Below are 13,247 nucleotides of genomic sequence, written 5' to 3'. Positions count from 1 at the left end.
GCGCCCGACCGTTCCTCCTTACATCAAGCGTGAAAAAGTAATTGCTAATTTGTTAGTTGTTAGTTGCTCGTTGTTAGTTGTCAGCACGTAGTCAACATTTTGGCTGACATCTAACAAGGAGCAACTAACAACCCGTTTGCTTTTGAACAATTACTTAAAGCTTCAGTAGTTTCACCGTGGCGGAGCTGGCCGCCGTGCTGGCGCGCAGCACGTAGAGGCCGGCCGCACCCGGCAGCGGCACGCTGATGCGGCCGGCACTGGCGCTGCCCGGCACCGTCTGCTTCCAGACCACGGCGCCCAGGGCGTTGCTTACCTGCAGGGTAACGGGCAGGCTTTTGGCACCCCGGATTTCGATTTCGGCCCGGCCGCCGGGCACCGGATTGCCGAACACCAGCACCTGCATTTCGGTGGTGGCCTGGCCGGGCGTGGTGGCCGTGGCCGTGCCGCACTGCGTGGGCACGTTGGTCGACCAGTCGCTGGGGCCCATGGCAATGAGGGTGCCGGTGTGGCCGTGGCCGCTCAGGTCCTGCGCCACGGAGCCGACGGCTTCGTTCAGCTTCCAGTAGCCTTCCAGGCCGGGGGCGGTGGGGCTCACGGCGCAGGAGTTGGCCGCGATTTCGGTGGCGGTGAGGGCGCGGGTCCACGCCCGGATTTCGTCGATGGAACCGTCGAGGCAGCGCGAGCTGGCGTAGTTGCGGCCGAAGGAAAAGGCCCCATTGGCCGTGGCCGTGGCCGAGGTGTTGGCCGAGGCCTCAAGCACGCCGTTGAGATAGAGCTTCATGGCCAGCCCGTCGTAGGTGGCGGCCACGTGGTACCAGACGCCGGCCGTGAGGGTCGACACCGAAGTCACTTTCCGCGTGAGGGCGCCCGTGTTCATCGCAAATTGAAGGCGGTCGCCGGTGATGCCGGCATCGCCGAGGCGGATTTCGGCCACGTTGCCGGCATCTTCCATGCCGATGATGCTGGAAATGAAGGGCGAGCTGGTCTTGAAGGTGTTGGCTTTCACCCAGCATTCCAGGCTGAGGGCCGTGCCGCCCAGGTTGATGGTGCCGGCATCGACGTATTTGCCCAGCCCATCAAAGAGCAGCGCCGTGTTGCTGCCGAGGGGCGGCGCGGTCACGACAGTGACGTAGCCCACTCGGGTGAGCGAGTCGCGGCCGATGGCGTTCTGGGCGCGCAGCTTCACGCTGTAGGTGCCGGGCGCGGGATAGGTCACGACCGGGTGAATGGCCGTGCTGGTAGCCGGCGTGCCGCCCGCAAACGTCCAGACATAGGCGGTGGCGTTGGTCGAGGAATTGGCAAAGGTGACGGGCTGGGTCGTGGTCGTGGTGGTGTGATTGGCCGAGAAGCCCACGGTGGGCGGCGTGGTGACGGCGGCCCCGTTGTAGAGGGTAAACCGGCCCAGGTTGACGCGGTAGCCGGCCACGGCGGTGGCGCTGGTGGCCTGCACGCCGATAACGGCCAGCTCGCGGCCGGCGTAGGCGGCCAGCGGGAAGGTGGTGGTGTGCCACAGCGTATCGGTCACGGCGGGCAGGTCGAGAAGCTCGGGCGTGGCGAGGTTATCGGAGAAATACAGGGCCATCCTGGTGGAGCTGGGGCCGGCGGTGGCCACTTTGTAGGTCAGGTCAAAACTGGTGGGCGCCGTGATGGCGAGCTTGGTTTGGTAGAGCTTCACGGTGGCCTCGTTGAGGCCGCTGAGGCTGCCGGCCAGCTTCACCGAGTTGCCGGCGTAGTAGGCCCGGGTGAAGTCGAAGCCGGCCGTGACGCGGGCCGCGCCGCTCTTGGCCCACTGCCAGGAGGGCAGGAGGCTTTGCTTGGCCATGTCGGTCCAGCTTTTGGCCACCTGCACGCCGTTGTTGGCAAAAATCTGCCCCTGCCCGACCGAAAAGTACGTGTTGAACGGCAGCGTGTTGATGGCGCTGCGCACGGGCAGGTAGTTGCCGAAGCCTTTCCAGCCGGTGGCGTCGGGGGTGGTCACGTCCAGGTCGTCGCCCGAGAACAGGCGCTGCTCGGTCCGGTAGAAGCTGGCGTAATCGGCCGGGTTGGTGTTGAAGTTGCTGAAGCCGCCGTTGTACGTCAGGTTCGGGGCAAACATGGCGATGGAGAGCTTGGGCTGGGCCAGGCTCCCGGCGTTGAAGTAGTTATCAATCCAGGTGGTGTTGGTGAACAGGGACTGGTTGGAGCGGCCGGGCCACAAATCGGCCCCCATGTACACGTCGAACGGGTCGCGGCCCAGCGCCGTGGCCGTCGTGACGGACGTGTTGATATTGGCCGCCCCCGCCCAGAAATAGTTGGTGAAGATGGCGTCGCTCACGCGGGTAGTCCCTTCCTGAAACAGCAGCTGGTTGTTGGTATTCAGCGCGTTTTGGTAGGCAATAGCGCCGCTGGGCACCATGGCGTCGTACCAGTGAATTTCCATGGCCGCCGGCTTGATGACCTGCAGGCGCTTGAGCAGGTTGCGCATTTCGGTGGCCTCGGCCGTGGTCAGGGCCGATTCCTCGTTGAAAAACCAGCCGTCGAAGCCGTAGTAATTGGCCACGTCCACCAGTTTCTGGGCCCCGAGGTAGTTGCCGGCCGCGTCCTTCTGCAAGAGCAGCTGGAAGCCCGCCCGGTCGGTGAACACCGTGCCGATGATTTTGACGCCGTTGCGGTGCGCGGTTTCCACCCACGGCCGGCACGGAATGCCCACCGGGCTGGCAAACCAGGTAAAGACGTCCACATACTGCCAGTGGGTGAAGTTGTAGAGGTTGAACTGGGGCTGCTCGTTGAGGTAGCCCGAGAAGTTGTTCATGCCATCGGGGCACCAGTTCACCCTGGCGCTGAAGCTTTGGGCGGGGTTGAGCTGCGTGGTCAGCGTGTTTTGGCGGCTGGCCAGCGGCACGGTGCTGATGTTGGCCGGCAGGGCCGTGGGCCACGTGGACGTCCAGGCCATGAGCTGGGCCGGGGTGAGGGTGGTGTACTGAGCCGCGGGCTCAATCTGGGCGTGGGCGGCCGGGGCCAGGGCCAGCAGCAACAGCAGCAGCCAGTAGCGGAGGTAAAGTTCTTTCATGCGGGCGGTGTACAGGGGTGGCGGGGTGGTGGTTAGGAAAACGTAACGTTCCGTCAAAGTACGGCACAACCGGCAGCGGATTAACTTTGCGGCATGACAAAATCCTCCCTCATTCTGCTGCTGGCCGCCGGAAGCGCGCTGGCCGCCTGCCAATCAACGCCTAAAGCCGACACTACCTCCGGCGCACCCGTCGAAGCGGCCCAAACGCCACCCGCCAGCGCCCAGCCGGGCCTCAAAACCGAGGCCGAAGCCCGGACCGCCGTGGCCCAATACATCCAAACCCAGCCCAACGCCGCCCTTTATATTCCCGATTCGGCCCGCGTGAACGACAACGGCGCCACCTGGCAAGTGCTGGTACCGCGCACCGACTGGGCCGGGCGCATGCCCAACCGCGCCCGTTTTGAAGTGGACAAAGCCACCGGCACCGTGAACACCGGCACCGTGAAGTAGCATTCAAAAACCCTCTTTCTGCGCCTACAGCCGCTTGCTCAGCAGCAGGCCGCTGTAGGCGTAGCCATTCACGTTCAGGCCCTGCACGGGCAGCATGGACACGCCTGCCCGGCCGGCTTTCTTGTGCAGCTGCGGCACCACAATGCCCATGGTGGCGCCCACGGCATAGCCCACGATGTTATCGGACAGGAAATGCATACCGCCTTTGATGCGGCAGTAGGCCACGGCGGCCGGAATGATGGCGGCCGCACCCCAGACGTAGGGCTGGGCCCGCGAGCCGGGGTTGAAATCGTGAAATACCTGGGCCGCAAAGAACGTGGCCGTATGCGCCGTGTGGCCGGCAAAAAACGAGTTGGTGGCATTCGTGCCGTTGCGGCCGTCGCCGCCGTTGGGACCGTAGAGGTAGGGCCGGTAGCGGGAAATATTGCCCACGGTCATCGTAAAGATGGCATCGGTGGCCAGCAAGGTTTCCAGATAAAGGACGGCTACCTGGCCGTAGCGGCCGCGCACGGCCGGGTTCAGGGCGAGCAGCGCCGGGGCGGCCACCAGGGCGCCGTAGCAGAGGAAGTCGCTGGTGGTCTGGGCCGTTTCGCTGTAGTAACCGACCGAAAACCGGTCGAAGCCAGGCACGTCGTTCTTGTTGAGGGCGGCCAGCTCGGTGGTGCTCAGGCCGTGTTTTTGCTGCACCAGGTGGAGGCCCAGGCCGCTCACGGCGCCCAGGCCCAAGGTGATGGGCGCATCGACCAGAAAGCGGGCATGGTAGGGCGAGGAGGCTTGTTGCTGGGCAAAAACGGCGGGGCCGGGCGCCGGAAATAAAGCGCCGGACAGCGCCAAAGAGCAGAAAAGCTCCATTGAAATTAAATTGGAATGAAGCTGAAACGGGCGTTTGCGAAGCAGGGTTTAATCTCAGCCAGACGCAAGCAACAACCGCCTGACAACCAGCTGACGCAGTCCTGCTTACAAGTACGCCAGCCACCAGTACGAATGCCGCTGCTTGTAGCCCCAGTACCAGCGGCACGGCCAGTACAACGCCAGCACTACTACCAGCCAAACGATGTAGGCCCGCAGCAGACTGGGATGGTAGTCCACCGGCTGGGCGGTGCCGGGCGGGGCAAACGATAAGTTGTAGGGCTTGCCAAACGCCAGCACCGTCCATACCAAAGCGCCGCCGCTGATGAGGCAGAAATGCATGAGGTAGTAGAACATCGGCACCCGGCCGTAGGTGGCCAGCCAGCGGCTGAGGCGGGCCGGAAATTCCTCGCTCACCGAGAGCAGCAGCAGCGCCACGCCCAGCGTGAGGCTGAGAAACAGCAGCGACGGCGGGTATTTGGTGATGTTGATGAACGACAGGAAACCGTAGAACGGCCCGCGCGGCTGCACGCTCCACGGCCCTGGGTCGCCGTACCAGTTGGTGGCGCGCAGGGCCGCGAAGAACAGCAGCGCGGTCCCGCCCGCCCGGCTCAGCCAGCGCTTGCGCTGCGGCAGCGGGGCCAGAAACCACGGGCCGATGACGTAGCCGGCGGCCATCACTGCGGCCCAGGGCAGAATGACGTAGGCTACCAGCAGGGGCAGATGCCATTGGGTCATGAACAGGAAGGGGCTGTCGTAAATCATGGCCAGGCCCAGGGTGCGCCCGGTTACGGGCTGGATATTAGGCAGCAGGTGCTGGCCGAAAATCACGCCGAAGGCAAACGCGGCCGTGGCCCAGCGCGGCAGCCAGATGAGGCCGGCCAGCACCACCATGCTCCAGCCCAGCACCCAGATTACCTGAAACAGAATGACGTTGTAGCCGCCCCATTGCAGCAGGAAGTTGATGACCACCACTTCCAGCAGCATCAGCCACAGGCCCCGCGTGAGCAGGAACCGGCTCACCCGCCCGCGGTCGGGCTGTTTTTGCTGGTGGAGGAACACACTGGTGCCGGCCAGAAACACGAAGGTGGGCGCGCAGAAATGCGTTATCCAGCGCGTGAAAAACAGCAGCACGGAGGCGTGGGCCACGTCTTCGGGCCGCACCGGGGTGGGGCTCCAGAATTCCCGGATGTGGTCGAGGGCCATGATGACCATGGCCAGGCCCCGCACTACATCAATGGCCTGCACGCGGGCGGAAGCGGCGCGGCCGGTGGCGGGCAATGGCGGAAGCGTAGTGGATTGTGGCATTAGAAAAGCTGATGGACAGAGCGTCAATTCAGAAGCCGAAGACTGAATTCGGCCTTTCAACCTGCGGCTTTTTTGCTCACGGATTTGTGCCCGCTCCGTGATAATCAGGCGAAATCAGGGCTTGCCAACCGACTTTTTCGGCCCAGAGGGTAGCGGCGTGGTAAATCAGGTGAAAGACGGGCTCTTTTAGGAATAGATAGCCGGCGATGCTGTCCGGGAAAAGCTGGGCGGCGCAGCGTTTCACCAGTTCGTATTCGGTGCGGGCCGGCGCATTGGCGCGGAGGTAATCGCGAAACAATAGGGCATACCGGGCGTTGAGCCGGCCCGCTTCCCGAATGTGAATGTGCGCGCGCCGCTCCCCCGCCGGCTCGCGCATGTACAGCTTGCGTAGTTCCGGGGAGTGGGCGGGCAGCGGGTGAAAAACATCGTGCTCGAAGCGGACGCCCCGCCGGTAACCGGCCTGCCAGAGCGGGTGCGTCAGGCCGCCGACGGAGGTTAAATCGGCCACCATGAGCTGCACGTCGATTACGTCCTTGGCGCACAGGCCGGGCACGGCCGTAGACCCGATGTGGTCGATGCGCACGCCGGCAGCTCCCACGGCCGCGCGAAGGCGCCGCGCAATCTCCGCGAACTCCCCGGCCCACCCGGCCTGATGCGGCAAGAGCACCACCGGGCGCGATTTTTCAAATGCAAGCGGACTGGACATGGGTACGGGGCGGCCACGAAGCCACTGAAATTACAGCCAACAAGTATAGCTGATTCCGTGCAGAAGTAGGCAGGCCGCGCGCGGCCCCGGCATCGATTCTCCCGCCTGAGCCGGGGCGGGCAGCGGCTTACTTTCCCGCTTCGGCTGTGGCGGCGCAACCGAGGGGCGGGACCAGCCCTACCGGATGCGCCCCCGCCCCTGCGGCAACGGCCGCCCCGCTTTCCACGTTGCCGGGATTACGCTTGTTCCGCTGCTCCCCTTCATGCTGTTTCGTCTCTTATTGTTTCTGCTGCTGGGTGCGTCCGCCGCGCCGGCCGCCGCCTATTCCGTGCTCACCCACCAGGCCGTAGTCGACTCGACCTGGAACGGCTGCCTGGCCCCGCTGCTGCGCCACCACTACCCCGGCGGCACCGCCGAGCAGCTGGAAGAAGCCAAGAGCTACGCCTATGGCGGAGCCATTTTGCAGGATATGGGGTACTACCCGCTGGGCTCGTCGCTCTTCACCAACCTGACGCACTATGTGCGCTCCGGCGACTTCGTGCGCAACCTGCTGCGGCAGGCCCGCGACCGCAACGAGTACGCCTTTGCCTTGGGCGCGCTGGCCCACTACGCCGCCGACAACATCGGCCACCCCGAGGGCACCAACCAGATTATCCCCGCCGTGTACCCCGATTTAAAGGCCGAATTCGGCCCCGTGGTCACCTACGAGCAGGCCACCGTGCGGCACACCGAGCTGGAATTTTCCTTCGATGTGGTGCAGGTGGCGGCCGGGCTGTACCGCACCCAGGACTACCACAAGGCGGTCGGGTTCCGGGTGAGCAAGGCGGTGCTGGAGCGCGCCTTTCAGCAGACGTATGGGCTGGAGCTGGGGCAGGTCTTTTTGAACGTGGACGTGAGCGTGGCCACTTTCCGCTTTGCCGTGAACCAGCTACTGCCGGCGGCCGCACGGGCGGCCTGGCAGAGCCAGCGTAAAAAAATTCGCCAGCTCAGCCCCCGCGCCCGGCGGCGCGACTACGTCTACCAGGCCGGCCCGCGCAGGTTCCGGAAGGAGTTTGGCCACGACTACGAGCGGCCCGGCTTCGGGGCCCGGGTGCTGGCCTTTGCGTTGAATATTCTGCCCAAAATCGGCCCGCTGAAACCCTATGCTTTCACCTTGCCCGATGCGGCGGGCGAGGCCCGGTTCCACACCAGCTACCTCGCCGTGCTGGCCCGGTTCTGCACCCTCACCAGGCAGCAGCCGGCCGATACCACCGCCACCCTGCCCCTGCCCGATACCAACCTCGACACCGGCCGGCCCACCCGCCCCGCCGCCTACGCCCTGGCCGACCAAACCTACGCCGAGCTGCTGTGCGAGCTGCACAAGCGCAAGTTCGAGCACCTCACCCCCGCCCTGCGCCAAACCCTGCTTACGTTCTTCGCCCAGGGCGTCCCCACCGTCGCCCAGGAGGAAGAACGCAGCGACAATAAAACCGAGCGCAAAGCCGAAAAGTCGCGCAAAGACACTGAAGAAGCCCTGGCCGCACTGCGGGCCCTGCCCTAAGCAGACAGGTTCAGGCCGCTACAGCGCCCGCACGAACCGCACGCCGCCGTAGGCATAGCCGTTCACGTTCAGGCCCTGCACCGGCACCATCGATACGCCCGTGCTGTGCAGCCTTTTGTAGAAATGCAGGGCCGCCACGCCCGCCGCCGCCCCTACTCCAACGCCCACCAGCGCGCCGGTAAAATCCTGCTTCGGCATCGCCACCGGCTCGTAGGGCACGGCGCTGCGGTGCAGGCGCGGCACCACCACGCCCACCGTGGCCCCGATGGCGTAGCCCACCAGATTATCCGTCAGAAAATGCTTGCCGGCCCGGATGCGGAAGTAGGCCACCACGGCGGGCACGGCCGCCGCCGCGCCCCACACGTAGGGCTGGGCGCGGGAGCCGGGGTTGAAATCGTGAAAAACCTGGGCCGCGAAGAACGTGGCCGTGGCCGTGTGAGCCGTGTGGCCGCCGAAAAAGGCGTCGGTGGCGACGGGGCCGCTGCGCAGCTTGCCGCCCTCTGGGCCGTAGAGGTAGGGGCGGTAGCGGTACACGGTGCCCACGGTGAGGGTAAAAATGGCCGCCGTGGTGGTCATGGTTTCGAGGTACAGGCCCGCCACCTGGCCGTAGCGGCCGTGCACATTGGGCTGGAAAGCCAGCAGGGCGGGCACCAGCGCCAGGGTGCCGTAGCAGATGCCGTCGCTCTCGATTTGGGCGCGCTCGCTGTACCGACCCGCCGAGAAGCGGTCGATTCCGGGGATGTCCAGGCGGTTTAGCGCGGCCAGCTCGGCTTCGGTGGCGGCGTGCTTGTGCTGCACCAGCAGCAGGCCGGTGGCGCTCAGGCCGGCCAGCCCCACCGTGATGGGCGCATCCACCGCAAACCGGGTGCTGTAGGGCGAAGGCGCCTGCTGCGCGGGGGCGGCGGGGCACTGGCCCAGCCCCAAGGCGCCGGCGAGAAAAAGCGTAGCGCAAGGCTTCATCAGAATAGCGGGGAAGCATGAAGCGGCAATACGGCCGGGACCCAACGGGCGTTTCTACAGCGGAAGGTAGCTCGGGAAGCTATAAGCCGCGGTTGGAGCGGGCCGAACGAGCCGGCCGCCGCCGGCCATTGTCTTGCAGCGGTGCGCCCGGTTGGTAAATGCACGCCGTGGGCGGCTTCGGTTAGCTAAGGTTTATTCTTATATTTAGTGCTCTAATTTATCAAGCCGCTTCCGGGCCATTCCGGAGCTTTGCCTGTGGCGCTGCGCTGGGCCGGAGGAGGCTTGGGTGGCTTTTTTTGCTCATCAACCCACTTTTTCAGTTATGGAAAACTATAAGGTTGCCATCATCGGGGGCGGGCCGGCCGGGCTGGCCGCGGCCAAATCGTTACTGGAAGAGGGGCTGACGCCGGTCCTCATCGAGCAGAGCGGGGGCATTGGCGGGCAGTGGCAGCAGGGGGCGGCCCACAGCGGCATCTGGCCCGAGATGCGCGTGAATGTGTGCCACGTCAGCATGTCGTTTTCGGATTTCGACTACCCGGCCGGGACCCCGATGTACCCCACCAACCAGGAGGTGCTGGCCTACCTCACGGCCTATGCCCGGCACTTTGGCCTGGAGCCGTACCTGCGCCTGAACACCCGCGTGGAGCTCATCAGCCGCGGGCCGGAAGGGCGGTACACGGTGGAGACTGTGGACGGGGACGGGGCCCGGCAGTCGGAGGTGTTTTCGCACGTTATTGTGGCTTCGGGGCGCTACAACACGCCGCGCTACCCCGCCACGCCGGGCCTGGCCGAGTTCCGGGGGCGGGTGCTGCACTCGTTTCAGTACCGGGGCCGCCACGACTTTCGGGGGCAGCGGGTGCTGGTGGTGGGCAACAGCATCAGCGGGCTGGAAATTGCCAGCGACCTGGCCCGCAACCCCGACACCACGGTGACTTCTTCCTGCCGCAAGCCGCGCTACATCGTGCAGAAGCAGCTGAAAAACCTGCCCGTGGAGCAGGCCCTGTTCACGCGCTTCGCGGCCTACCTCGGCCAGGCGCTGCCGCCCCCGGAAGCAGCGGCGGGCCTGAAGCAGTTCATCGAGGAAAGCTTTGGCAACCCGGCCGACTACGGCGGCCTGCGCCCGGCCGACAACCTGCTCGAAGCCGGCATTGCGCAGTGCCAGGACTACCTGCATGACCTGGCCATTGGCCGGGTGCGGGCGGTGCCGGGCGTGCGCGTGTTCACGCCCGAGGGGGCGGTGTTCACCGACGACCACGAGGTGGCCGTTGACAGCATTGTGCTGGCCACGGGCTACGACCTGAGCCTGCCGTTTGTGAGCGAGGACATTCGGGAGGCGGTGCACGCCGACAGCCACCACCTGGCCCTGCACCACCTCACCTTCCACCCGGCCCTGCCCAATTTTGCTTTCTTGGGCCTTTTTGGGCAGGTTGGGCCCTATTTCCCCACCATTGAGCTGCAGGCCCGCTGGATTGCGGCCTGCTGGAGCGAGCAGTGCCCCGTGCCCACCGCGGCCGAAATGCAGCAGGGTCTGGCCGAATTTGAGCAGTTCAAGCAGTTTCGGGACGAGGTGATGTGCTACGAAACGGTGGAGATGTTTTCGCACGACCTCGGCGTGGCCCCCACCCCCGACCGCTACCCCGACCTGGCCCGGGAGCTGTTCTTCGGCCTGCTGGCCCCGGCGCAGTTCCGCCTCGAAGGCCACGGCAGCCGCCCCGATGCCCGCGCCCGCTTTGAGGCCACCAGCCGCTACTACGCCGGTGGCCAGTCCACCCCGCTCGATAATCAGCAGCTCGCCAGCCTGCAAATGCTGGCCCGCCGCCTGCCCAAAAACCAGTCGCTCCAGGCCCTGGTGCAGCAATTGCAACCCGCGGTGGTGGCGTAGCGCGAACGCTGTAGTTGCGTGGCAGAACGATTCTGACGGCGGGGTGACGCGAGCTACGGAGTTTGCGCTACTGCGGTGCAGGCTATAGCCCAGCACCGCCTCGCCAAAAGCCTGCGCGACCCGCTGAACTGGCTGAGCATCCGGCTGAATAAGGCGGAGAAGAAGGGCGGCCTCTCGGCGTCGGTGGCGGATTTCGGCCTGGGCCCGGTGCGCACCGAGATTTCGACTAGCGACCTGGAAGGCCTCGACGGGGCGCTGCACCACTTGCTGCAACTGGTGCAGCTGCCCCAAAACCTGGCGGCGCTCACCACCCAGGGCCACACCGCCGCCGACACCAAGGCCTTCACGGATGCGCGCCAGCGGCTCAGCGACTTCAACACGGCCCAGAACACCAACCAAAACGCCGCCCTCGAACTCACCGAGGAGAACATCAAAGCCAGCAACGCCCTCTGGGAGTACATCGTGGACGTGCTGGCCACCGGCAACCTGATGTATAAGGAAACCCTGCCCAAGAAGGCCAAAACGTTATCGATGGCCACGCTGCTCAAGCGCATCCGCCAGGAGCACGCAACGGGCGGCGTGAAGCCGGAGCCGAAAGCGTAGGGTTCGAAAGGAAAGCAAAACCGCCCCGTCTGGCCGTAGCGGCCGGGCGGGGCGGTTTTTTGTGTGGCTACCGGCTACACGATGTCATGCGGATTGAGCACGACTAAGCCGGCTATTTTTAAAAATCGGCGGTGTTGCGCGACACCAGCACCAATCCGTTGGCCAACGCGGTAGCGGCTACAATGGCATCGGGCAGCTTGGTCCGGTATTGCTGGCACCCTGCTGGCACGCGTCTGCGACGCGCTGCCAGCAGGGGCCGAGCCGGTGGCTCGCAGGCGAACGACTCGCGGCTGAGTGTGCAAACCCGCTCCGATGCCCGAGCCGCAGGCTCGAATCCAGTTGGCAACGCGTCGCAGACGCGCGCCAGTGGGGAGCACTAAAAAAAGCAGTTGGCCGCTCCAACTTTCATCGGAGCGACCAACTGCTTTTTTAGCTCTTCCATTGCGTACGCCGATAGCGCTTCCAGCTTCTTTGCTGGTTGGCAATGGTCGAATTATGGGTTTCCAAGCCATGCGGAAAGCAGTAGGTGCATTGCTTTTTGCAATGGAGCGTGCGGGCCACCTGCACGTTTGAGGTTTTGGCCGGGAAATCGACAAGTGTGCCGTACTCTACCGTGCCATAGGCTTTTTGGAGTTGCTTAACTCGTTTCATGGGGCTTTAGGTTGGTACCTAAAGCGGGCTTCCTTTTGCAAAAGCGGGGAGGAAAAACATGGTGTTGGGAGTTTGGATATGTTAAATCTGTTTAGAAGCAAGCGCGGCACAAGCTACGTAGTTTCTCAAGAAGCCGCTGCCGGGAATGGCCGGAAAGCGGGCCGGGGTCGCAGAACGCCGCTGCTTATAGCTGCCTGGCAGCGGCTGGGGCTACCTCATTGGGCACAAAAAAACGTCATGCCTCGGCTGCGCTCGGCATGACGTTTTTTTTTGTGCCGGTTACAGGCAAGGCAGCAGGCTACTCAGCCGCCGACGACTGCTGGAACTGCTTCATCATTTCCTGTTCCTGCTTGGCGTGGTTGGCCAGGTATTCGGCGTGCTGGGCCTCCGTGCGCTGGGTGCCGAGGCTGGCGAAGTGCTCTCGCAGCTTATCGGCGGGCATGTCGGTGCCGTACGACGGGGTGCCGGGCTGCTGCCGCCACGACTCGTGCAGGCTGCCGTCGTCCACGGCGTCGAAGCCCAGCTCCTCGACCAGGGCCATTACTTTCTGCTTGGCGGCGGCATCGTCGCCGGCCACGGGCAGGGAGATACGGCCGGGCGTGCCGGCGGGCTGGCCCTTTTTTTCGAGGTGGTCGGCGTAGATGTTGTTGAACACCTTCACCACCGGGCGGCCCAGGTGCTGCTGCACCCATTCGCTTTCGGTGAGGCTGCCGGTTTCCAGCTCCGGCAGGTGGCCATCGCGCAGCAGCGGGTAGTAGTTGCTCGTGTCGATGACGGGCACGTCGGCGGCCACGCCCTGGAACAGGTCTTTGGGCAGGTCGGGGATGTTTTTCAGCGGGATGGTGACCACGATGATGTCGCCGTGGCGGGCCGCTTCCTGGGCCGTCACGGGGGTAGCGCCGGTTTTCCGGGCCACGTCCTTCAGGGTTTCGGGGCCGCGGGAGTTGGCAATGTGGACCGAGTGGCCGAGGCTGGTGAGCCGCACAGCAAGGGCGCTGCCGATGTGGCCGGCCCCGATGATTCCAATGTTCATACTGAGAAGGTTTAGGAGATTTGCGCGACGATGATGCGCTGCCGCAGGTTGCTAAACAGCGGCGGCGGCCAGTTGCTTTTTTTGGCGAGCAGCTGCCGGGTGCATAAGGTAGCTGAGAATATAAAAAGAGGAGCTGCTTAGGAAGTCGTCAGCGCGTCGTGCTGAGCTTGCCGAAGCATCTCTACCGCTTCCGATGGGCCGTTAATCGAAGTGGCA

11 protein-coding genes are annotated in these 13,247 nt (G+C 64.6%); 4 read left to right on the top strand and 7 right to left on the bottom strand.

Annotated elements, in window-relative coordinates; translation table 11 throughout:
* Positions 1-154 precede the first annotated feature (154 nt).
* Positions 155-3,049 (bottom strand): endo-beta-N-acetylglucosaminidase, encoded by a 2,895-nt coding sequence (locus tag J4G38_RS10975; protein WP_210520919.1) that lies wholly within the window; start codon positions 3,047-3,049, stop codon positions 155-157.
* A gap of 93 nt (positions 3,050-3,142) precedes the next feature.
* On the opposite strand from J4G38_RS10975, the gene J4G38_RS10970 reads away from it, so the two are divergent.
* Positions 3,143-3,499, top strand: coding sequence for a hypothetical protein (locus J4G38_RS10970; RefSeq protein ID WP_210520918.1), 357 nt, complete (start codon positions 3,143-3,145; stop codon positions 3,497-3,499).
* A gap of 24 nt (positions 3,500-3,523) precedes the next feature.
* Here the strand turns inward: J4G38_RS10970 and J4G38_RS10965 are convergent, their stop codons facing one another.
* From J4G38_RS10965 to J4G38_RS10955, 3 genes are all read right to left on the bottom strand, one after another.
* Positions 3,524-4,351 (bottom strand): phosphatase PAP2 family protein, encoded by an 828-nt coding sequence (locus J4G38_RS10965; protein ID WP_210520917.1) that lies wholly within the window; start codon positions 4,349-4,351, stop codon positions 3,524-3,526.
* Positions 4,352-4,456: 105 nt separating this feature from the next.
* Positions 4,457-5,656, bottom strand: a complete 1,200-nt coding sequence (locus J4G38_RS10960) for a DUF1624 domain-containing protein (RefSeq protein ID WP_210520916.1) — start codon at positions 5,654-5,656, stop codon at positions 4,457-4,459.
* 76 nt (positions 5,657-5,732) lie between these two features.
* Positions 5,733-6,362 (bottom strand): GrpB family protein, encoded by a 630-nt coding sequence (locus J4G38_RS10955; RefSeq protein ID WP_210520915.1) that lies wholly within the window; start codon positions 6,360-6,362, stop codon positions 5,733-5,735.
* A 262-nt stretch (positions 6,363-6,624) separates the two neighbouring features.
* On the opposite strand from J4G38_RS10955, the gene J4G38_RS28630 reads away from it, so the two are divergent.
* Positions 6,625-7,902, top strand: a complete 1,278-nt coding sequence (locus tag J4G38_RS28630; RefSeq protein WP_210520914.1) for a zinc dependent phospholipase C family protein — start codon at positions 6,625-6,627, stop codon at positions 7,900-7,902.
* Between the two features lie 18 nt (positions 7,903-7,920).
* On the opposite strand, the gene J4G38_RS10940 is transcribed toward J4G38_RS28630, so the two are convergent.
* Positions 7,921-8,862, bottom strand: coding sequence for a phosphatase PAP2 family protein (locus tag J4G38_RS10940; RefSeq protein ID WP_210520913.1), 942 nt, complete (start codon positions 8,860-8,862; stop codon positions 7,921-7,923).
* Positions 8,863-9,184: 322 nt separating this feature from the next.
* Here J4G38_RS10940 and J4G38_RS10935 point away from each other — a divergent pair, with 322 nt between their 5' ends.
* Positions 9,185-10,744, top strand: a complete 1,560-nt coding sequence (locus J4G38_RS10935; RefSeq protein WP_210520912.1) for a flavin-containing monooxygenase — start codon at positions 9,185-9,187, stop codon at positions 10,742-10,744.
* A 75-nt stretch (positions 10,745-10,819) separates the two neighbouring features.
* The gene (locus J4G38_RS10930; protein WP_210520911.1) at positions 10,820-11,347 is read left to right on the top strand and encodes a hypothetical protein; all 528 of its coding nucleotides are present in this window, start codon (positions 10,820-10,822) and stop codon (positions 11,345-11,347) included.
* Positions 11,348-11,776: 429 nt separating this feature from the next.
* Here the strand turns inward: J4G38_RS10930 and J4G38_RS10925 are convergent, their stop codons facing one another.
* Together J4G38_RS10925 and J4G38_RS10920 are read right to left on the bottom strand one after the other, a co-directional pair.
* Positions 11,777-11,998 carry a hypothetical protein gene (locus tag J4G38_RS10925; RefSeq protein WP_210520909.1) on the bottom strand — a complete coding sequence of 74 codons (222 nt, stop codon included), beginning with the start codon at positions 11,996-11,998 and terminating at the stop codon, positions 11,777-11,779.
* Positions 11,999-12,296: 298 nt separating this feature from the next.
* On the bottom strand, positions 12,297-13,031 hold the full coding sequence (locus J4G38_RS10920; RefSeq protein ID WP_210520907.1) for an NADPH-dependent F420 reductase: 735 nt from the start codon (positions 13,029-13,031) through the stop codon (positions 12,297-12,299).
* Between the last annotated feature and the right edge of the window lie 216 nt (positions 13,032-13,247).

This window comes from Hymenobacter terricola, from assembly GCF_017921975.2.
GTDB classification, from domain to species: domain Bacteria; phylum Bacteroidota; class Bacteroidia; order Cytophagales; family Hymenobacteraceae; genus Hymenobacter; species Hymenobacter terricola.
The sequence above is the reverse complement of the archived record's forward strand: the minus strand, read 5'-3'. Positions and strand labels throughout refer to the sequence as shown.

Coding starts and splice junctions, on each gene's coding strand:
- J4G38_RS10975 (WP_210520919.1), bottom strand. CDS start 3,049: ATGAAAGAACTTTACCTCCGCTACTGGCTGCTGCTGTTGCTGCTGGCC.
- J4G38_RS10970 (WP_210520918.1), top strand. CDS start 3,143: ATGACAAAATCCTCCCTCATTCTGCTGCTGGCCGCCGGAAGCGCGCTG.
- J4G38_RS10965 (WP_210520917.1), bottom strand. CDS start 4,351: ATGGAGCTTTTCTGCTCTTTGGCGCTGTCCGGCGCTTTATTTCCGGCG.
- J4G38_RS10960 (WP_210520916.1), bottom strand. CDS start 5,656: ATGCCACAATCCACTACGCTTCCGCCATTGCCCGCCACCGGCCGCGCC.
- J4G38_RS10955 (WP_210520915.1), bottom strand. CDS start 6,362: ATGTCCAGTCCGCTTGCATTTGAAAAATCGCGCCCGGTGGTGCTCTTG.
- J4G38_RS28630 (WP_210520914.1), top strand. CDS start 6,625: ATGCTGTTTCGTCTCTTATTGTTTCTGCTGCTGGGTGCGTCCGCCGCG.
- J4G38_RS10940 (WP_210520913.1), bottom strand. CDS start 8,862: ATGAAGCCTTGCGCTACGCTTTTTCTCGCCGGCGCCTTGGGGCTGGGC.
- J4G38_RS10935 (WP_210520912.1), top strand. CDS start 9,185: ATGGAAAACTATAAGGTTGCCATCATCGGGGGCGGGCCGGCCGGGCTG.
- J4G38_RS10925 (WP_210520909.1), bottom strand. CDS start 11,998: ATGAAACGAGTTAAGCAACTCCAAAAAGCCTATGGCACGGTAGAGTAC.
- J4G38_RS10920 (WP_210520907.1), bottom strand. CDS start 13,031: ATGAACATTGGAATCATCGGGGCCGGCCACATCGGCAGCGCCCTTGCT.